The 20,729-nt window shown below is 36.1% G+C and carries 18 protein-coding genes and 1 pseudogene; 7 read left to right on the plus strand and 12 right to left on the minus strand.

The genetic code is table 11. The features are described from left to right. Window positions 1-15: 15 nt before the first annotated feature. The gene (locus B9T31_RS09790) at window positions 16-1,059 is read right to left on the minus strand and encodes a rod shape-determining protein (protein ID WP_228146023.1); all 1,044 of its coding nucleotides are present in this window, start codon (window positions 1,057-1,059) and stop codon (window positions 16-18) included. 135 nt (window positions 1,060-1,194) lie between these two features. Here B9T31_RS09790 and gatC point away from each other — a divergent pair, with 135 nt between their 5' ends. The 3 genes from gatC to gatB are packed head-to-tail and all read left to right on the plus strand — an operon-like array spanning window position 1,195 to window position 4,514. Next, window positions 1,195-1,509, plus strand: coding sequence for an Asp-tRNA(Asn)/Glu-tRNA(Gln) amidotransferase subunit GatC (gene gatC, locus B9T31_RS09795; protein ID WP_086181779.1), 315 nt, complete (start codon window positions 1,195-1,197; stop codon window positions 1,507-1,509). A 51-nt stretch (window positions 1,510-1,560) separates the two neighbouring features. After that, window positions 1,561-3,039 carry an Asp-tRNA(Asn)/Glu-tRNA(Gln) amidotransferase subunit GatA gene (gene gatA, locus B9T31_RS09800; protein WP_086181780.1) on the plus strand — a complete coding sequence of 493 codons (1,479 nt, stop codon included), beginning with the start codon at window positions 1,561-1,563 and terminating at the stop codon, window positions 3,037-3,039. Continuing rightward, window positions 3,039-4,514 (plus strand): Asp-tRNA(Asn)/Glu-tRNA(Gln) amidotransferase subunit GatB, encoded by a 1,476-nt coding sequence (gatB, locus tag B9T31_RS09805; protein ID WP_086181781.1) that lies wholly within the window; start codon window positions 3,039-3,041, stop codon window positions 4,512-4,514. Before gatA ends, gatB begins: the two co-directional genes overlap by 1 nt. 124 nt (window positions 4,515-4,638) lie before the next feature. Here the strand turns inward: gatB and B9T31_RS09810 are convergent, their stop codons facing one another. Further along, window positions 4,639-5,544, minus strand: a complete 906-nt coding sequence (locus B9T31_RS09810) for a DMT family transporter (RefSeq protein ID WP_086181782.1) — start codon at window positions 5,542-5,544, stop codon at window positions 4,639-4,641. Window positions 5,545-5,867: 323 nt separating this feature from the next. Between B9T31_RS09810 and B9T31_RS09815 the strand changes: the two genes are divergently transcribed. After that, the gene (locus tag B9T31_RS09815) at window positions 5,868-6,446 is read left to right on the plus strand and encodes a DJ-1/PfpI family protein (RefSeq protein WP_086181783.1); all 579 of its coding nucleotides are present in this window, start codon (window positions 5,868-5,870) and stop codon (window positions 6,444-6,446) included. Between the two features lie 101 nt (window positions 6,447-6,547). On the opposite strand, the gene B9T31_RS09820 is transcribed toward B9T31_RS09815, so the two are convergent. From B9T31_RS09820 to B9T31_RS09840, 5 genes are all read right to left on the minus strand, one after another. Next, complete coding sequence (locus B9T31_RS09820; protein ID WP_086181784.1) at window positions 6,548-7,057, minus strand: DinB family protein; 510 nt, start codon at window positions 7,055-7,057, stop codon at window positions 6,548-6,550. A gap of 189 nt (window positions 7,058-7,246) precedes the next feature. After that, window positions 7,247-7,726: a hypothetical protein gene (locus tag B9T31_RS09825; RefSeq protein ID WP_416202533.1), complete on the minus strand. Its 480-nt coding sequence runs from the start codon at window positions 7,724-7,726 to the stop codon at window positions 7,247-7,249. A gap of 642 nt (window positions 7,727-8,368) precedes the next feature. Beyond that, on the minus strand, window positions 8,369-9,445 hold the full coding sequence (locus B9T31_RS09830; protein ID WP_086181901.1) for a DUF1176 domain-containing protein: 1,077 nt from the start codon (window positions 9,443-9,445) through the stop codon (window positions 8,369-8,371). A 51-nt stretch (window positions 9,446-9,496) separates the two neighbouring features. Then, window positions 9,497-9,853, minus strand: a complete 357-nt coding sequence (locus B9T31_RS09835; RefSeq protein ID WP_086181786.1) for an SH3 domain-containing protein — start codon at window positions 9,851-9,853, stop codon at window positions 9,497-9,499. A gap of 120 nt (window positions 9,854-9,973) precedes the next feature. Beyond that, entirely contained in the window at window positions 9,974-10,867 is an 894-nt protein-coding gene (locus tag B9T31_RS09840) for a LysR family transcriptional regulator (protein WP_086181787.1), read from the minus strand. 122 nt (window positions 10,868-10,989) lie between these two features. Between B9T31_RS09840 and B9T31_RS09845 the strand changes: the two genes are divergently transcribed. Then, entirely contained in the window at window positions 10,990-11,565 is a 576-nt protein-coding gene (locus tag B9T31_RS09845) for a chromate transporter (RefSeq protein ID WP_086181788.1), read from the plus strand. Next, a complete protein-coding gene (locus B9T31_RS09850; RefSeq protein ID WP_086181789.1) occupies window positions 11,562-12,077 on the plus strand; it encodes a chromate transporter in 516 nt (171 codons plus the stop codon). The genes B9T31_RS09845 and B9T31_RS09850 overlap by 4 nt, the downstream gene beginning before the upstream one ends. Before the next feature lie 58 nt (window positions 12,078-12,135). Here B9T31_RS09850 and sbmA read toward each other — a convergent pair whose 3' ends face one another. Together sbmA and B9T31_RS09860 are read right to left on the minus strand one after the other, a co-directional pair. Beyond that, on the minus strand, window positions 12,136-13,329 hold the full coding sequence (sbmA, locus tag B9T31_RS09855) for a peptide antibiotic transporter SbmA (RefSeq protein WP_086181790.1): 1,194 nt from the start codon (window positions 13,327-13,329) through the stop codon (window positions 12,136-12,138). Window positions 13,330-13,670: 341 nt separating this feature from the next. Further along, window positions 13,671-15,170 (minus strand): cation:proton antiporter, encoded by a 1,500-nt coding sequence (locus B9T31_RS09860; protein ID WP_086181791.1) that lies wholly within the window; start codon window positions 15,168-15,170, stop codon window positions 13,671-13,673. Window positions 15,171-15,716: 546 nt separating this feature from the next. Here B9T31_RS09860 and trpS point away from each other — a divergent pair. Next, window positions 15,717-16,730: a tryptophan--tRNA ligase gene (trpS, locus tag B9T31_RS09865; RefSeq protein WP_086181792.1), complete on the plus strand. Its 1,014-nt coding sequence runs from the start codon at window positions 15,717-15,719 to the stop codon at window positions 16,728-16,730. A 322-nt stretch (window positions 16,731-17,052) separates the two neighbouring features. Here trpS and sucD read toward each other — a convergent pair whose 3' ends face one another. The 3 genes and pseudogenes from sucD to lpdA form a co-directional block, all read right to left on the minus strand. Further along, on the minus strand, window positions 17,053-17,943 hold the full coding sequence (sucD, locus tag B9T31_RS09870; RefSeq protein WP_086181793.1) for a succinate--CoA ligase subunit alpha: 891 nt from the start codon (window positions 17,941-17,943) through the stop codon (window positions 17,053-17,055). 10 nt (window positions 17,944-17,953) lie between these two features. Then, window positions 17,954-19,123 (minus strand): annotated as a pseudogene (sucC, locus tag B9T31_RS09875) (ADP-forming succinate--CoA ligase subunit beta); the annotation flags it as partial. Window positions 19,124-19,284: 161 nt separating this feature from the next. Continuing rightward, a complete protein-coding gene (gene lpdA / locus B9T31_RS09880; protein ID WP_086181795.1) occupies window positions 19,285-20,718 on the minus strand; it encodes a dihydrolipoyl dehydrogenase in 1,434 nt (477 codons plus the stop codon). Between the last annotated feature and the right edge of the window lie 11 nt (window positions 20,719-20,729).

The following is a 20,729-nucleotide window of genomic DNA, read 5'->3' on the forward strand; positions in this document are numbered from 1 at the left end:
CGCCTTATCCTTTAATTATCCAACAAATAGCATGTCATGATTTGGGTTGTCGAAAAATTCAAGTACTTTGCCGCCACCACGTGTTACGCAAGTCAATGGGTCATCTGCAACAATTACAGGCAAGCCTGTTTCTTGTGCAAGGAGTTTATCTAAATTACGTAGTAATGCCCCACCGCCAGTTAATACAATGCCGCGCTCGGCAATATCCGAAGACAATTCTGGAGGCGTTTGTTCAAGTGCAGATTTGACTGCTTGTACAATACTTTGTAATGGATCAGAAATGGCTTGTGCAATTTCATCTGAAGTTACAGTGATTGCACGTGGAACACCTTCTGCTAAGTTACGGCCACGAACTTCTATCTCTAAAGCTTTCGCCCCTTCTTCTGGTAAAGCCATCCCCACTTCTTTTTTAATATTTTCAGCGGTTGTTTCACCAATTACACAGCCGTGTGCTTTGCGAACATAATTGATAATTTGTTCATCAAAGACATCTCCACCTATACGAAGTGAATCCGCATAGACACAGCCTTGAAGGGAAATAATTGCAATTTCAGTGGTACCACCACCAACATCAACAACCATAGAACCACACGCTTGCTCAACTGGCATTCCAGCCCCTATTGCAGCTGCCATAGGCTCTTCAATTAAGCGTACATCACGTGCCCCTGCATTATATACAGCTTCACGAATAGCACGACGTTCTACAAGCGTAGATTTACATGGAACACAAACTACAACACGAGGTGCTGGTGGAAATAAACGTTTTTCATGTACTTTACCAATAAATTGGTTCAACATGGTTTCGGTCACTTCAAAATCTGCAATAACACCATCTTTCATTGGACGAATTGCAGAAATATTAGCGGGTGTACGACCTAACATTTGTTTTGCATCAAGACCAACCGCAGCGACAATTTTTTGTGAACCGCTGTGTCGAATTGCCACAACAGTCGGTTCATTTAATATAATACCTCTGCCGGGCGCATAAATAAGTGTATTTGCTGTACCTAAGTCAATGGCTAAATCTGGTGAAAACAAGCCAATTAGTCGTTTTAGAATCACGGAGTCGTTCTCTATTAATCTTTATGTAAGACGCAAACGGTAACTTTAACTAAATGTGATGCTTTGAACAAGTCAATCGCTTATTATAACGTACGATATTTTTATTTTTTTACACTAAATTTAGGTGATGTTATGTCTACATCAGATGCACAGCATTCTGAAGATCTAAATGCACAAACCGTATCGCAGATCGCACACTTAGCGCGTTTATCGTTAAATGAGACACAATCTGCCGAATATGCTCAAAGCCTAAATAAAATTTTAGGTATGATGGAAAGCTTAAAAGGCATTGATACTGAAGGGGTTGAGCCCCTTAAAAGCCCATTTGATCATCCTCAACCATTACGTGAAGACGTGGTGAGTGAACAAAATCATCGCACAGAATATCAAGCCATTGCTCCTGCTGTTCAGGATGGTTTGTATCTCGTTCCTCGTGTGATTGAGTGATTTTCACTCACTTAAACTAATTTCTTCATTTAAACGTAAAGAATACTTCATATGTCAGATTTACATCGCTTATCGATTCGTGAACTTTCAACAGGATTAGCTGAGGCTAAATTCTCTTCACGAGAACTTACTGAACACTATTTAAAACGTATTGCAAAAATTGATACACAAGTAAAAGCTTATGTCACTGTCACTGCTGAGCAAGCTCTTGCTCAAGCTGATGCAGCTGATGCAGCCATAAAAGCTGGAAATGCAACACCCTTAACAGGCTTACCTATTGCACATAAAGATATTTTTTGTACCCAAGGAATTAAAACCACCGCAGGTTCAAAAATGCTTGATAACTTTATCTCGCCTTATGATGCAACAGTCGTTGCTCAAGGGAAAGCGGCAGGTTTAGTCACTTTGGGTAAAGTAAACATGGATGAATTTGCCATGGGATCAACCTCAGAATCCTCTTACTTTGGTGCAACCAAAAACCCGTGGGCACTTGATCATGTTCCAGGCGGATCCTCTGGTGGTTCTGCTGCCGCCGTTGCAGCCGATCTTGCACCATTTGCAACGGGTACAGATACTGGAGGTTCAATTCGTCAGCCCGCTTCATTCTGTGGTTTAACAGGTCTTAAACCGACGTATGGTCGTGTTTCTCGCTTTGGCATGATTGCGTATGCATCATCTTTAGACCAAGGTGGACCAATGGCACGTTCGGCTGAAGACTGTGCTTACTTAATGAATATTATGGCTGGACATGATGCTAAAGACTCAACGTCAATACAAAAAGATGTTGATCATTATGTAGAAAATTTAAATAAAACAGCACTCAAAGGTTTACGTATTGGTATTCCGAAACAATACTTTAATGTTGCAGGTTTAAATGCAGATGTTAAAGCACGTGTTGAAGAATCTCTCAAGAAACTAGAAGAGTTAGGTGCAATTTTAGTTGAAATTGACCTTAATATGACGGAAAGCTACGTTCCAACGTATTACCTGATTGCCCCTGCTGAAGCCTCTTCGAATCTTTCTCGTTTTGATGGCGTTCGCTATGGCTACCGCTGTGAAAATCCTGTCGATCTTATGGATTTGTACAAACGTTCACGTTCAGAAGGTTTTGGTTCGGAAGTTCAACGTCGTATTCTCATTGGTACCTACGCGCTTTCTGCGGGTTACTACGATGCATACTATGTGAAAGCACAAAAAGTACGTCGTTTAATTCAACAAGACTTCTTAAAAGCATTTGAACATGTTGATGTGATTGCTGCACCATCTGCGCCAACAACAGCATATAAAATTGGTGCGTCTTTAGATCCAGTTGAAATGTATTTAGGTGATATTTACACCATTGCGGTTAACCTTGCAGGACTTCCTGCAATCAATGCACCTGTTGGTTTTGATCAAAATAATTTACCTGTAGGCTTACAATTAATTGGTAACTATTGGTCAGAATCTCAATTGCTATCTGTGATACATCAGTATCAACAAGCAACAGATTGGCATACAAAACGTGCGGCAATTGCTGAGGAGAACGCATAATGACAAAGAACAATGCGAAACCAAAATCAAACTTAATTGATGGTTGGGAAGTTGTCATTGGGATTGAAATTCATACCCAACTTGCAACGAAAACCAAAATTTTCTCTGGCTCCTCAACTGAGTTTGGTCAAGATCCAAATACTCAAGCCAGCCTTGTTGATTTAGCCATGCCTGGTGTATTGCCTGTCTTGAATAAAGAAGTGGTTGATCTCGCGATTCGTTTTGGTTTAGGAATCGATGCGTATATTGATCAAGCATCGGTATTTGCCCGTAAAAACTATTTTTACCCAGATTCACCCAAAGGCTATCAAATTAGCCAAATGGACAATCCTATTGTCGGTTTGGGTCATATTGATATTCAACTTGAAGATGGCACTGTCAAACGTATTGGCGTCACACGTGCACATTTAGAAGAAGATGCAGGTAAATCTGTTCATGATCAATTTGAAGGGCTGTCGGGTATAGATTTAAACCGTGCAGGCACACCTTTACTTGAAATTGTGTCTGAACCTGACATGCGTTCTGTAGAAGAAGCTGTGACGTATATTAAAGCGATACATACTTTAGTTCGCTGGCTTGGTATTTCCGATGGCAACATGGCAGAAGGTTCATTCCGTGCCGACTGTAACGTATCTTTACGTCGCCCTGGGCAACCATTTGGCACACGCTGTGAATTGAAAAACCTCAACTCATTCCGTTTTATTGAACAAGCCATTAATGTTGAAATTGAACGTCAAATGGATATTTTGGAAGATGGCGGTAAAATCGACCAAGAAACACGTTTGTTTGATCCTGTGAAAATGGAAACGCGTTCCATGCGTTCAAAAGAGGAAGCAAACGATTACCGCTATTTCCCAGATCCAGATTTATTACCAGTATTGATTTCAGATGCTCAAATTGAAGCTGCACGCACAGCACTTCCAGAGCTACCTGCGGCTCGTCGTGCGCGTTTTGTCACTGACTTCGCTGTGACTGAGTATGATGCTCACGTTCTGACTCTGACGCGTGAAATGTCTGAGTTTTATGAAGCTGTAGTAAAAGCTGCTGGCGGTAATGCACACGGTAAAATGTCTGCCAACTGGGTCATGGGTGAATTTTCTGGTGCATTAAACAAAGCAGGTTTAGATTTAGCTGATTCTCCCGTTTCCGCTGAAAAGTTAGGTAACATGATTGCACGTATCGTTGATAATACGATTAGCGGTAAGATTGCAAAGCAAGTGTTCGGCTTTATGTGGGATGAAGGCAAAACTGCGGATGAAATTATTGCGGAAAAAGGCCTGAAACAGGAAACGGATACAGGCGCAATTGAAGCAATTATTAAAGAAGTACTTGCTGCAAACGAGAAGATGGTTGAAGAGTATAAATCTGGTAAAGAGAAAGCTTTCAACGGTCTTGTTGGTCAAGTAATGAAAGCCTCTAAAGGTAAAGCCAATCCAGCGCAAGTCAATGAATTGATGAAAAAATTGATTGGTTAATTAACTTGATTATTATGAAAAAGCCTCGATTTATCGAGGCTTTTTCTCTTACTAAAATATTCAATTTATATTTGATCATCTTTGGTATTCATTTTCGTTATTTGTCTTGTTCAATAGACGCTCATTAATTCTTCTTTTTACAAAGCAAATGGTGATTAGGTTTAATAATTAGCCACACAGCGATACAAACAATTAAAGCACCGATAATAAACTCTCCAGAAATAACTTCATCAAGAAAAAAATAACCCCACATAACTGCAAAAGGTGGGATTAGAAAAGTTACAGTAAGTGAACGAAGTGGTCCGATATTCGTAATTAATTGAAAATATAAAATATAAGCAAGCGCTGTACAAATTATACCAACTGCGATAACGCATGCCCAAACATCTGCCTGTAGCCAATTCACTTTTGTATCATAAGTGAGTGAAAAAATAAAAAAGGGAATTAAAAATAGAATTGCGCCTATTTGACTTCCAAAAGCAATTGTTGTTGAATCTAAATCATCTTCCTCAGAAATCCATTTACGTGTTAAAAACCCAGAAAGACCGTAACAACTTGTAGCAATTAAACAACTTATTACTCCCCAAATAAGATATTTAGATTCTTCAATTTTTCCAAACGTCGTAATAATCATTATTCCGACCAGTCCCAAAAATACACCCATACATTTGCGAAGAGATAGTTTCTCATTAAAAAAAGAAAAACCAATTAAAGCCCCCATGAGCGGAGTAGTCGCATTTAAAATTGAAGAGTAACCCACAGATAACCAATTGGCAGCAAAACAATACATTAGAAAAGGAAGTCCCGTATTAATAATACCTAATATGAGTAAAGATCCTAATTTACCTTTAAATGTAAATGACATTCGAAGTATTAAAAAAATACCAATCAATCCTATTAAACCAAAGAATACTCGGAGAAATGCTGTATTAATTGCATTAAATTGAGGAACTGCAATGCGCATAAAAAGAAAACTTGCCCCCCAAATTGCAGCAAGTACAATTAGCCTTATATAATCTGATAATTGCATATTCTCGCCTTTTCACAATAAGTTCTTTTTAGCTACATTATTTATAAATAATCATATTTTTATATTGATCACTTACAAACAGATCAGCTCTCGACATAGAACGTTAACAAATCAAATGGTTTTTAAAAATCCAAATCTTGTGAAAATAATTTAAATCTACTTATTCCTTAGAATATTTATATTGAATATTTAGTTTTACGTAACAGCTCAAAATTCATAATAATTTAATATTTACAACCAATGTCGCAAACCCACAAATTCAATTTTTATGCTAACTTAAACATGAGATACTGATAAATAAACCACAAGAAAAGGAAGTAAAAATGTCAAAACAAATTTTAATGTTAGTTGGGGACTATGCTGAAGATTATGAAACCATGGTGCCTTACCAATTCTTAACAGGCTTAGGTTATACCGTACATGCTGTATGTCCAGATAAAAAGACAGGTGATAGTATTGCCACCGCAATTCATGACTTTGAAGGTGAACAAACGTATAGCGAAAAACGTGGACATAACTTTGCCATTAATTATGACTTTTCGGCAGTGAACACACAAAACTACATTGGTTTAGTCATTCCAGGAGGACGTGCTCCCGAATATTTACGGATGCATGATCGTGTCATTCATATTGTTCAAGAATTTGACCAAGCCAAAAAACCAATTGCAGCCGTTTGTCATGGTGCTCAGCTCCTTGCTGCTGCAAATATTTTACACGGACGTTTATGTTCAGCCTACCCGGCATGTGCAGCAGAAGTAAAACTTGCAGGTGGAACCTATGCAGATATTGCAGTTACCGAAGCCGTAACAGATGGTCATTTAATTACAGCTCCAGCTTGGCCAGCACATCCTGCATGGTTAGCACAATTCATTAAAGCATTAGGTGCAACAGTCACTATTTAAACAATTCCTATCTATAAAACCTCTCTATTATTAGAGAGGTTTTATAGATAGCCAATCAAAAAATTACTTTAAAACACTTAAATTATTGAACAAATCAAGCATTAAAAAAGTGGTGATTCACTAAGCCTACGCTCAGGTTCATATTGATGAATAAAAACAGTATAAGTATCTGCAGGATGTACTACTTTTGCATGATGCAAAGCATGAGCGATATTTCCTCGGTGATAAGTCCCATGATTAATCATATGAAAAAGGATTTCTTCAACGGAAAGACTCCCCATCTTCTGATCAATAAACTGAAAATGTAGAACTTGAGACAACTGTTCAACGTGAAGATGCTTAGAAAAATCAATAAACCATTGATTTGAAATTTGAATACGTTTCTCTAACATATCAAGAGAAGGTAATAGATCTGTATTAGTTTGGGTATGTAACGGTTCTGTATTTTCTAAGCGAGAACGAAATAGTTCTTCTACAATGACCATATGATTGAATTGCTGTTTTGCAAAATTGTAATCGTCTAAATATTGCACCTGATCAATTTGCGCTATTGCCTTAAATAAACGTTGATCAGACCATTGCTTGTATAAAAACAGTTTTTCAAAATCCATTTAAGTCAACCTAAAACATTTTTTCTAGCACATCATAAAGATAGCGCTCTACGATTTAAAATCATTTTTGGTATTTATCTTTCAAATTTTATCTATACTTCAACAACGGAGAAATCTTCATTGTGATTTTTAATCATTCAATTTTTCACAATGAAAATCTTCACTTTATTCATCGTTATCGTTCTTTACTTATCTATCTCCCATCAAACCCAGTTTATTCCAAATATCAGGCGTTAAAAAAGTGGTAACTAACTTGGTTAAATCCATATAACGAACCAATCCTTTTAATTGTTGCTTAACTTCAGGATTCTTTAAAATTTCTTCGCCTGTGCTACGCCCAAGTTCCTGAAAACTGTCTCCAACTGCTTCTATTCCTTCTTGTTGAATCACGGTTTTGGTTTGAGCTGAACATTGTTCCACAATAATACGCTGTAAGACCTGAGCAACTTTTTTATCCAACTGCTGTTTTTGTTCTGGACTTACCTGACTAAACGCTTTTAAATCTGGATGTGCAGATAAAGCCACAAACGTCCATTGTAATACCGCTGTTTTATCAGCTGCGGTAGTTGACTGTACTAAACAATCACTTAATTGATCAACGCTCGATCCTGCCATTGTTGTTTGTGTGATTCCAATTAAGGCTGTCGTTATAACAATCACTTGGCTCATGCGTATTATTTTTTTATTCGTTGTTTTTGCAATTGAATTCCACATTGTTTTAGTTCCAATACATCAATAATTTGGATCTATCATACAAGTAAATGATTTAAATATAATGGAGTTTTTGTCAAATATAAAAACAATATCTCACTTTAAAATTACATTTTTTTAAATTATTTTTTTCAACTCGATTTGATTTCCCATTTCATTATCAAGTTTTTAAATACAATATAATATCGTTGTCACGTTAATATGGGATAAATTTTAATATAAAAATAATTACATCTAAATTCTTAATATTGGCAACATTTCCATGTTATGCCTTAAGTTGTGTCCAAGAGAACCACGATTACCTAAATTTTCCAACGCTGAATAATTGCGAAAAAACAAATATCATCTACTCAATTAGACAAGCGAATTTTCATAATCATGTGAAGTGCCAATGTATGGCGTGATGGTTGAACATCCGCTAGAAGACGGGCGACTTAAAATAACTGATCTTTAGCAGGAGAAAAAGAGCTGTCATTTTAACTTTAAACTCAACTCTAAAGATGCACAGCAACTAGAACTATTATTTCTATCCAGTATTAGTTTAATCCTTGATACAATCTAAATACTAAATACGCTGCTTAACATGCAATTCATATTTTATTATCGAACGTCTGTTTCAATTTTTTCTAAACTCCAAGCGCCTCCTACAAATCCTTTACATACACCTGTCCAGCCCTCTTCAGTATGTATAAAATTCTGACCATTCCAAATCCATTGCTCATGTGACCAGCAATCTCCAAGCCCTCTTCCTTTATGTGAGGCATATAGCTCACCAGATGAAAGATCTGTCATACTATCAGTGACTAACACAGCTGGGCCTTGTAACGACTCATTTAAAACCCAAGCACCATACCCAGCATTATATGCACCTCGCCAACACAACATCGTTGCAAGCACACGTTGATGACTTAATTTATATAATTGAATATTGCCAAAATTATAGCCGTCTTGATCACTGTCATAAGTACCTTCACAATTATCATCTGCTCCATTTTGTTTGGTTTTTGCAGTTTTTAATGAAGACAGTACGCTATTATATTGAGGTGAATGAGGCGCTAACGTTAAATATTCTTTTTCATCGGTTTTAACTCGTTTTACAATAGTTTTGGGCTGTGGCTTTAAAATACCTGTCTCATTTTTTGTTCCTTTACGAATTAATGCACCTATTGTTCCTATGCGTTTTTGAAAATCATCCATTTTTAATAAAACCGCAGTCATTCCTGCATCTGAAACAATCCAATGTTCCGTTTTATTTTTAAACTCTATCTTTACATTCTGATTTGCCAGCTTCAGTAAAGCTTGTACTTGCTTCCCGTTAAATTCACCGCTCAATAATTCTTCAGTGTTTTTGGGACTTGAAACTACACCATAATCTTGCCCATTTAGCCAAAGTCGAATTGGATCTTTTATGCTGAGTTCTTCATCATTAGAAAGTAAATATTCAATTTTTACAGGTTGACGTTCACCTGCTTTTCGCGTGATTAATATGGATGCTGGTTGTAAGTCTTCATCGGTATTCTCTGACTGAAATCCAGCCGCACGGCAAGTACCAATATTACTACATGCAATTTCCCATTCACCATGACTAAAAACCATCGGTTGAATATTCTGAGCTAGACTCACTGGTGCAAGAATACTACTGCCAAGAAAAAATGATATTTGAGCAATTTGTTTCATAACCATCACAACCATATTTCATTGATTTAAAATAATCCATCAACTTAGGCTTTATTTCAATTTCTGAACCAATAAATTTTCAGGAACCCAACCACTTTCCCCATCTTGAATACGTGTACACCACATCCATCCATTCAAAGACTGGTCAACTTTTAATTCATCTCCAGCATTCACTTCTAATTCTTTAGCAGTATAATTCTCTAAAGCATATCCAGAGTTTTCATCTACTCGATCAATAATTTGCTCAGGAACCCAGCCGCCACTTTGACCTTCCACGGTACAAAAGAACCAATGATCCCAATTATTTTCCCCTAAATATTTCTCACCAATATTTAGATAAGTTCCTTTTTGAAATGTGATGGGGTTTGGGAATTCACTACGATGCTGCCGAATAGCAATAAACTTCATTATATTTACCATAATAATCTGAATATCTATTTCACTTCATTGTGCATAAATTATTCATGCTCAATTCAAGACAAAATATAAAGTTCAGCTAAATAATCATTTTATTTTAAAATTAGATTATCATATGTTTTTGTTTAGTAAATATAATATATGATTTAATCGAATATTGTCTATTTTTTCTTTATAGACAGCATAAATCGGAGCAATACAGGGTGTATCCGCCTTTAATACTTTATATATAATTTGATTATTCCAGAAGTCTTTAATTGATTCAGGCACGATAGATAAACCAATTCCCGCTGCAATTAAATTTAAACTTGAGGTGAGACGTGGTGCCTCTTGAACAATTTTTGGGCTAAACCCTGCAATATAACAACTTGCTAAAATACTATCAAATAGATCCTGTCCTGCTAAACGACGGTATAAAACAAAATCATATGGTTCTAAATCCAAAAGATGAATTGCTTCTTTTTTCTCAACCAAGGGATGATTATTTGGCAAAGCCACAATTAATGGCTCATCTAAAATATGTAAACATGTTAAATCTGTACGAATCGGGGCAGGTTTACGTAAAAAAACAATATCATTTTTATCATTAATTACAGAGTCTATGAGTGCAGTACTCCCTTCTTCTTCTAAATGAATCGCGACAGCTGGGGAAATCTCTCTAAAATTTCGCAATAGACTCGGTAAAAATGAATGTAATCCAACCGAATTCGTAAAGCCAATATTAATTTGCCCTTCTAAACCTTGTGAAATATTTTTCACCCGTTTAGGAATAACGTCAGCATGTGCCAAAATTGCCAGTGCTTCTTGATATAACACTTTACCTGCTTCGGTCACCTCAACACCCCGTGGTAAGCGTTTTAAAAGTTGTGCACCCAGCTCATCTTCTAAACTTTTGATAATTCTCGTCAATGGAGGTTGTTGTATATTTAAGCGCACTGCGGCATGTGAAATATTACTTTCTTCTACAACAGCGACAAATGCTTTTAATTTCTGAATATCAATCAATTTAAATTATCCTCTCACAAGGCATGACATACTTTTAAAGTATGAATCATGCAAAAAAAAGCATTTTTCATTATACCTCTACCCAAGCATAATAATCACATCCAAGATAGCGAGGTCAAGAAATGACTACTAAAATTATTTCTCTAGAACATGATGTTCGACCTAGCAATAAGGAATTATTCACAGGATTTATGAAGCTGGGCTTAATGGGTTTTGGCGGTGTACTTCCCTTAGCCCACAACATGATTGTAGAAGAACGTAAATGGCTAAGCTCTGATGAGTTCACACATCTGTTAGGTATTTGTCAAATTCTTCCTGGCGGAAATATTATTAATATGGCAGTGGCAATTGGTTATCAATTTCATGGCATAAAAGGCGCCTTGAGCACCATACTCGGTTTGATCTTTGCCCCAACTCTTATTGTGATTGCCTTATATGAATTATATGCACATTTTCAAAACCTTGTGATCATTCAGCATATGATTCAAGGTTTAGCCGCAGCAACAGCAGGTCTATTGTTTGCGATGGCATTAAAAATGCTTAAACCCATTTTAAAAAGCTATTTAACAATTTTTACCATTAGCATGACTGTACTGTTTATGCTGATCATTAAAATCCCAATGTTACTCACATTGCTTATTTTAGTCGCGATTAATATGTTGGTTTTAAGCTTTGCAAAAGGAGTAAAAAGTAAATGATTTTATTCACACTTGCACTAGTTTTTACGCAACTTTCCCTTTTGGCATTTGGTGGTGGAAATGCCATTTTACCTGAAATGCAACATCAAGTTGTTGAAGTTCATCAATGGTTAACTCGCACAGAATTTAGCAGCATGTTTGCGATGGCACAAGCAGCCCCTGGTCCCAATATGATGATTGTGCCTTTACTGGGTTGGCATGTGGCTGGTCCTGCTGGATTATTGGTCACCTCTCTTGCAAAATTTGGCCCATCTTCAATTCTTGCCATTTCTGCACTTAAATTATGGAATAATTTTAAAGATCATCCGCTTCGTGAACGTTTTGAAACTGCCTTAAAACCAATTACAGTTGGACTTATTTTAGTCAGTGCATACATTATTGCAGATGCATCTGCACAAAATTGGTTACTCATTGCAATTGTCATTGTCACTACCTTAATGAGCGTACTCAAAAAAATACATCCTCTTTGGATAATGGCTGTTGGTGCTGCAACTGGGATTCTCTTCTTGTAAGTTTAAATATCATTCATTAATTTAAAACCCATTAACATGGGTTTTAAATCGTGACAATTTAATCATCTAATGTCGCTTCAAATGCTCTTAAACGCTTATAAATAGAAAGCAATTCAATAATTGTCGTCCATGATGAAATTAAATACTGAAAAGATTCTCGAACTTTTCCAAAAACATTGTTAATTTGCATCATTAAACCTAAGGTAATGGTTCCTGCTGCAATACTTGGAAATAACATAAAGAGACCAAATAAGTTATCAAGTTGCAAATACCAAATACGAACTAAGTTAAAATATGCATAATGAAAATATAAACGGAAATAATTTTTTCGCACGTGGCTAAATAATTCTTTTAATGTTAAAGGTTCAGCTCGATCTTCATGATCTTCACCATAAACCAACTCTTTTCGATATGCTGCTTCAACTTTCTGATTATTAAATTCCAAACCTGGTAGCTTATAACCGACCGTCATTAAAACTACCGTGCCAAAGACTGCCCATACCATTGCTGCCCACATTAAAGCATGGGAAATTTCTCCCACGACTGGTAGACTTTTAACGTGTACAGATAATTGAAAAAGTACAGGCAAAAATGCAATCAAGACCATAACAGCTTCAACGAGATTCACACCTAAGCCTTCCATTGTTTTTGCAAAGCGCATGGTATCTTCTTGTATACGTTGTGATGCACCTTCTATATGACGTAGTTTGTCCCAATTTTGGGTATAGAAGTCATTCATTGCAGTACGCCAACGGAAAATATAATGACTGACAATAAATAAATTAAAAACCACTAAAGTAACGGCGACCATCGCAATATATATAAATGTCAATGTTTCGCCATACAGTAAATTTACATCGCCCCCACCATTACTAATCATTTTTTGAATCAGATCATAAAATGGGTTATACCACGCATTAATGACAACATTGACTTGAACATTAAACCAAATATTAAACAAAATAAATGCTGATCCCCATACAGACCATGCCTGCCACGGATTATTCGATCGCCAGCGCCAGAATGAAGCAAAGATTATGGTCGAAACCAAAAACCAAAGATAAAACCATAGAAAATTAGTTGACCAAAAACGACTAATCCCAATAGGAAGTTGGTCATTTGCAATTGTAGCCAAACCAATGTGTTGTCCCCATGTTTGCCCTCCCGAATACCATAATGCGATATTGACAGCCAACCATAATAGCAATGAGCTAAAAAACCATTTAGGATTTGGGAAAAATGACTTAAACACTCTTATTTCTCAGTATTGTTATTAAGATGCAAAATCATAAACTAAATTTATTATAAATATTTAATTTATCTTAGTTTATCTATGATTAAATACGATATAAGTACAAAACAATAGATCTATTTTATTTTTTTATTCACAATCATGAGCTTATCAAACTACGCTTAGAATGAAAGTTTTATATTTTTTTATTATAACCCATTAAGAATAAAAGATTTATTTATTATCTAGCCAATTTTCATTGATAATTTTATACCAAATATCCTCACATTAAACATACAAAAGAAAAGAGGTCTTATTCGACCTCATTCACCATCAATCCAAAAAAGAAAATTCATCACTTGTTAAAAGTTTTTCGGATTTTCCAACTGCTTCACTTCTTGTACTTTATCTGGATGATGCAGGGCTGCAACACCATCTTCCATTTTCTGATCGACAATGTTTTCGGGTTGATAAACTGTAATTGTTTCATTGCCTTGTGCATCTTCCCCAACAATATACTTAAAACCTTTACGATTCATTTTATTACATAAACGTTGATATAAACCTTTAAATCCAGTTGTTTCTTCATTTGGGTTATAATAAAAAGCATTCATCACTGCAGGCAAGCCCAAACCACAGACTACACCTGAAAGCAATACAACAATAAAGGTATAACCAATTAAAATACTACTATATTCTCTAAGTTCAGGAATATTGGCAACTGCCAAAATTAATGCCAATGAAATCCCTCCCCGAACACCGCCCCATGACAATATTGATAAACTACCGTTATAACTATTTTTTCGAAATGATGGAAAAAAGGAGAAAGCCAAAAAGTTTGCAGCAAAACGAGCCAAATGTAAAATAATAAATGCAACTATTCCGCCCAATATTAATTGCACACTTAGATCAATAATAAATAGTTCTAAACCAATTAACGTAAATAAAAATGAATTAATAATCCCTTCAACAGTATGCCAAAAATGGTTAACTTCGCGCACTTCTCTTTCTGCTAAAATTTCATTCCATTTATTACCAACAATTAACCCCCCTATCACACAGGCAATTGGTGCAGATGCATGTGCATATAAAGCGATTAGATAAGATCCACAAGCCAGCAGTGCTGTTGTTAAAATTAAAGATTCCATTTCATGTTTACCACGAAGTAAACGTAAAATAGCCAATCCAACACCCCAACCAATAATAACAGCAACCACAATTTCATATAAAAGCGTTTCTAATACACCAAAAAAAGTAAAATGATGTCCTTTTAATACATTTAACAAGGTCATAAATAATGCAATACACATTGCATCATTAAACAATGATTCCCCTTCAAGCTTGACCATTAAATGATGTGGTGCCTTCACAGAACTGAGTACACTTTTAATTCCTATAGGGTCTGTTGCTCCTAAAGCAGCACCTAAAAGTAATAAGACCAGTAACTCAACTTGTCCGCCAATTAAAAATTGAAAACCATATAAAGCTAGACCAAAGAATACTGCACAAAGAACTAAAGCAATACTGGCTAAAATACTAATCGGTTTCCAATAATTGGTTAAATCTGAGACTTTAAACTTCAGTGCGGAAGATGTTAAAATGAAACAAATAACGCCATTAATTAGAAAATTATAGAAATCAATATGCCGAACGGCAGCCTCAATATTACTAATATTAATGGTTAAAAATGGATTACCACTGAGTAGGCTTGCTCCCCATTGCAATAAGAATACTAAAATCGCAGAAACAATAGGTACACCAATCGCTTGTGGAAATCCTAAAATTCTTTTATTAAAAATTGTCGTTGCAATTGAAAGTGCAAAAATAACTGTAAAAATCTGTAAAAATAAGAAACTACCCATTGCACTACCATTTTAAGAATAGGGAACATAGAAAAGATATACAGTGATAAATTTGACTTTACATCTAACTTTCTATGTAAATCATAATAACTTTTTTTACTGACGTAATAATTTAATTAACTTTTTTTTACAATAAGTGATGTTTAAATGTTTTGATTAAACATATCACAGATTATTATTTATCCAGATCAATAGCCAGACAAGCTGAAACCATTTTTTCGTTCAATACTCATACTATGTCTGGAACAATGTGATCTAAGAACCTTCTTTGCAAAGAATCATCTTCTACTTTAATTCCTTATAAACCTTGACTAGGCTAATCCTTTTATTTCTGTGCGTTTATTTCGTAATGTGGTCGTTTGATAAGCTTGTTGCGAATCTACATCAAAGAATTTCCATATGTTTAAAGCGATCACCAAACTGATAATACTCAGGCTTCTTTATATTTTTCAACTTTTATTGCTGACATAAAAAAAAAAATTACCGTACAATATATGCATTTCTTATACAGCTAAATATAGCATTGACTACTTTTCGGAATAAATAATGAGTAATCAAGACAATCGCCCAGTCATATTAACTGGTGATCGCCCGACTGGGCAACTTCATCTCGGCCACTTTGTAGGTTCTTTGCGTTCACGTGTAGGATTACAAGATTCACATCATCAACATTTACTTTTAGCCGATGCTCAAGCATTAACAGATAATGCAGATAATTTCGAGAAAGTACGTCGCAATATTATTGAAGTTGCAACAGATTATTTAGCTGTTGGAATTGACCCAACTAAAACCACGATTTGCGTTCAATCTTGCCTTCCAGCATTAAATGAACTCACCATGTTGTATTTAAACTTTGTGACTGTATCTCGTTTAGAACGAAATCCAACCATTAAAGCTGAAATTCAACTCCGTGGCTTTGAGCGTGACATTCCAGCTGGTTTTTTATGCTACCCAATTGCACAAGCTGCAGATATCACTGCATTTAAAGCAACCATTGTACCAGTTGGTGAAGATCAAATTCCAATGATTGAACAAACCAATGAAGTCGTGCGTCGTATCAATCGACAACTTGGGCAAGACTTATTGCCTGAATGTAAAGCACTTCTTTCTAATATGAGCCGTTTACCTGGTTTTGATGGTAAAGCTAAAATGTCGAAATCACTCGGTAATACGATTGTTTTAGATGCGACAGATAAAGATATTAAAAGAGCGGTCAATGCAATGTATACCGATCCGAATCATTTACGCATTGAAGATCCAGGTCAAGTTGAAGGCAATATTGTATTTACATATTTAGATGCTTTTGATCCAAATAAGGAAGAAGTAGAAGAACTTAAAGCACATTATCGTCGTGGTGGTTTAGGGGATGGTACGGTCAAAAAACGCCTCGAAGAAGTTCTAAAAGAGCTTATTGGTCCTATCCGTGAACGTCGTATTGAGTTGGCAAAAGATCCAGATTACATTATGGATATTTTAAAAACTGGAACCGATAAATGCCGTTTAATTACCCAACAGACACTAGATGAAGTCAAATCTGGTCTCGGTGTTTTCCATTTTTAAATTACACTTTAGGCAAAACCTCTAAATCATTAAGTTTTGCCTATTTTATGCAAAAAAAATCACATAAAAAACATCTTAAATATAATTATTTTACATTATTTTAAATATTATTGTTTCATTTTGCTTTTTATTTATATATAATGAACCCATAACATAAATACATTAACGTTTCATAAAACTAAAATTTCTCCTTTCGAATATAGAGAAATCTATATTCGCTTTCTACGCAATGATCACCCCAATCATTGCGTTTTTTTTCATTATTTTATATGAAAAAAATCCCCGCAAAAGCGGGGATTTTTAAAGCATCAGATAGAGTAAATTAAAGCATACCTTTATCTTTTAATACTTCATACATTGTTGAGCCAAGTTCTGCTGGACTACGTGTATATGCCATTCCTGCACGTTCAAATGCAGCGAATTTTTCTTCTGCAGTACCTTGACCACCAGAAATAATTGCACCAGCATGTCCCATACGTTTTCCTTTCGGAGCTGTTACACCAGCAATATAACCAACAACAGGTTTAGTCACATTTGACTTAATATATTCTGCTGCTTCTTCTTCCGCTGTTCCACCAATTTCACCAATCATAATGATGGCATCAGTTTGTGGATCTTCTTGGAATAACTTCAAGCAATCGATTTGGTTCATTCCTGGAATTGGATCACCACCAATACCAATACAAGTAGACTGACCTAAACCAAGCTTAGTCGTTTGTGCTACAGCTTCATAAGTCAAAGTACCTGAACGAGAGATAATACCAATACGTCCTGGTAAATGAATATGTCCTGGCATAATACCAATTTTACACTCACCGGGTGTGATTACACCTGGACAGTTTGGTCCAACTAAACGTGTTCCATTACCATTTGTTTCTAAATAGCGTTTTGCTTTCAGCATATCCAGAGTTGGTACACCTTCAGTAATGACTACAATTAACTCTACACCTGAATCGACAGCTTCAATAATCGAATCTAAAACATAAGGTGCGGGTACATAAATCACAGAGGCATCAGCACCTGTTTCTCTTACCGCATCTTTCATCGTATTAAATACTGGAAGGTCAAGGTGTACTTGTCCACCTTTACCTGGTGTAACACCGCCTACAACCTTAGTTCCATAATCTAATGCTTGTGCAGAATGGAAAGTACCATTTTTACCAGTAAAACCTTGAACCAATACTTTTGTGTCTTTATTAATTAATACGCTCATGAATGACTCCTTACCCTTTTACTGCAGCAACAATTTTTTCTGCAGCATCGGCTAAGCCATTTGCAGAAATGAGTGTTAAACCAGATTCATCTAGTAATTTTGCACCAAGTTCAGCATTGTTCCCTTCTAAACGAACAACCACTGGGACAGTAACATTTACTTCTTGAACCGCTGCAATAATCGCTTCCGCAATCATGTCACAACGAACAATACCACCAAAGATATTAATTAATACACCTTGTACTGAGTCATCAGCAAGAATAATTTTAAATGCTTCAATCACGCGATCTTTTGTTGCACCACCACCAACATCAAGGAAGTTCGCTGGTTGACCACCATAGAGTTTAATGATGTCCATGGTTGCCATTGCTAAACCAGCACCATTCACCATGCAACCAATATTACCTTCAAGCGCAACGTAGTTTAAATCAAATTCGGATGCTTTTAATTCACGCTCATTTTCTTGAGATGTATCACGTAAAGCTGCAACTTCTGGTATACGATATAATGCATTTGAATCAATACCCACTTTTGCATCTACGCAAAGGATGTCACCATTTTCACGTACAGAAAGTGGATTAATTTCAAATAATGCAAAATCATTTTCTACAAATGCTTGATAAGCCGCAGTCATAATTTTTACAAACTTATTAATTTGACCGTCTTTTAAATTTAATGCAAAAGCAACATCACGTGCTTGAAAAGGTTGTAAACCAACTAATGGATCGACTTCAACTTTAATAATTTTTTCTGGTGTTTCTTCAGCAACTTTTTCAATTTCCACACCACCTTCTGTAGATGCCATGAACGTAATACGACGACTTGAACGATCAACCACTGCACCTAAATATAATTCACGCTCAACTGGATAAACGTCTTCGGCAACTAAAATACTATTTACAGGTTGTCCATTTGCATCGGTTTGGTATGTAACCAAGCGGGTACCTAAAATGCTATTTGCATATTCAGCCGCTTCTTTTGCCGTTTTGACAACTTTTACACCACCAGCTTTACCACGACCACCAGCATGAACTTGCGCTTTCATGACCGCAAATTTACCGCCTAGTTGTTCAAAGGCTTTAACAGCTTCATCGGCATTGGATGCAATTAATCCTTCTTGAACTGGCATTCCATATTTTTTTAACAAAGCTTTCGCTTGATACTCGTGTAGATTCATTGATTTACCTTTTACTACTTTTCACGTTGTTATTACTGACAAAACTTAAACATCCATCTAGATAAGTTTTGCATTTCTTTAAATTTGTACTTTTATTCTAAGATGATTGTTCAATATTCCTAATCATCCAAATAAAAAAGAGCGGTCAAAACCGCTCTTCAATATTATTTACGCTTACGTTGGATCGCGTGAATTGCACGACCATCAACAGCTAATGCTGCTTCATGCACAACTTCTGAATAAGTTGGATGACCAAAAGTCATCAGTTGTAAATCTTCAATTGAAGATACAAACTCAAGTGCAATCATACCTTGATGTACAATATCTGAAGCACCTGGACCAATGACATGCATACCCAATAAACGATCAGTTTTTGCATCTGCTACAAATTTAACAAAACCAACAGCTTCGTTTGCAGCTAAAGCACGACCATTAACAGCAAATGGGAATTGACCCGTTTTAACTTCATGGCCTTTTTCTTTGGCTTGTTCTTCAGTTAAACCAACCCAAGCTGCTTCTGGATGTGTATAGATCACTGAAATAATCGTGTCATAATTCACTTGTGCAGCATGACCGTGAATACGCTCTACAGCCATCACGCCTTCTTCCATTGCTTTATGAGCAAGCATTGGACCACGAACTAAATCGCCAATTGCATATACACCATCAACAGATGTCGCACACCAGTCATTGACATCAACCAAACCACGTTCAGTTAATTTGATGCCTGAATCTTCGGCCAATAAACCTTCAGCATATGCACGACGACCAACACAAACAATTACTTTATCGAAAGTCTGAGTTTTTTCTTCGCCACCTTGAACATATTTAACAGTCACTTCTCGACCATTAATTTCAGAACCAGCAACTTTAGCGCCAACGCGAATATCTAAACCCTGTTTGGTTAAGATTTTTTGATATTCTTTTGCAAGTGCTTTATCAGCGATTGGTAAGAATGAATCCATTGCTTCAAAAATAACAACTTCAGCACCTAAACGACGCCAAACAGAACCCAACTCTAAACCAATCACACCCGCACCAATCACACCTAAACGCTTAGGTACTTCTTGGAATTCCAATGCGCCTGTTGAATCTACGATAAGATCTTCATCAACTGGAGCTACAGGAATATTGACTGGTACAGAACCTGTTGCAAGAATGACATATTTTGGTTCTAAAACTTGAACTTCACCTTCAAATGGTGTGAACTCAACTTTTTTACCAGCAAGTAATTTACCAGTACCTTGTAACCACTCAATATTATTACCTTTAAGCAATTGAGCGATACCACCAGTAAGCTGATCTACAACTTTATCTTTACGTGCAAGTAATTTTGAAAGATCAAAACTAACTTCACCTGTTGTAATACCGTGATCACCTAAATGATGAACTGTATCTTCATAGCGATGAGATGAATCTAATAACGCTTTAGAAGGAATACAACCCACGTTTAAGCAAGTACCACCTAAAGATGGCTTGCCTTTGTGAATACGTTTTTCAATACAAGCAACTTTGAAACCAAGTTGAGCTGCACGAATCGCAGCTTCATAACCACCTGGTCCACCACCAATAACAACAAGATCGAACTGTTGAGACATTCAGTATCTCC

Source organism: Acinetobacter sp. ANC 4558 (assembly GCF_002135375.1).
Classification (GTDB): domain Bacteria; phylum Pseudomonadota; class Gammaproteobacteria; order Pseudomonadales; family Moraxellaceae; genus Acinetobacter.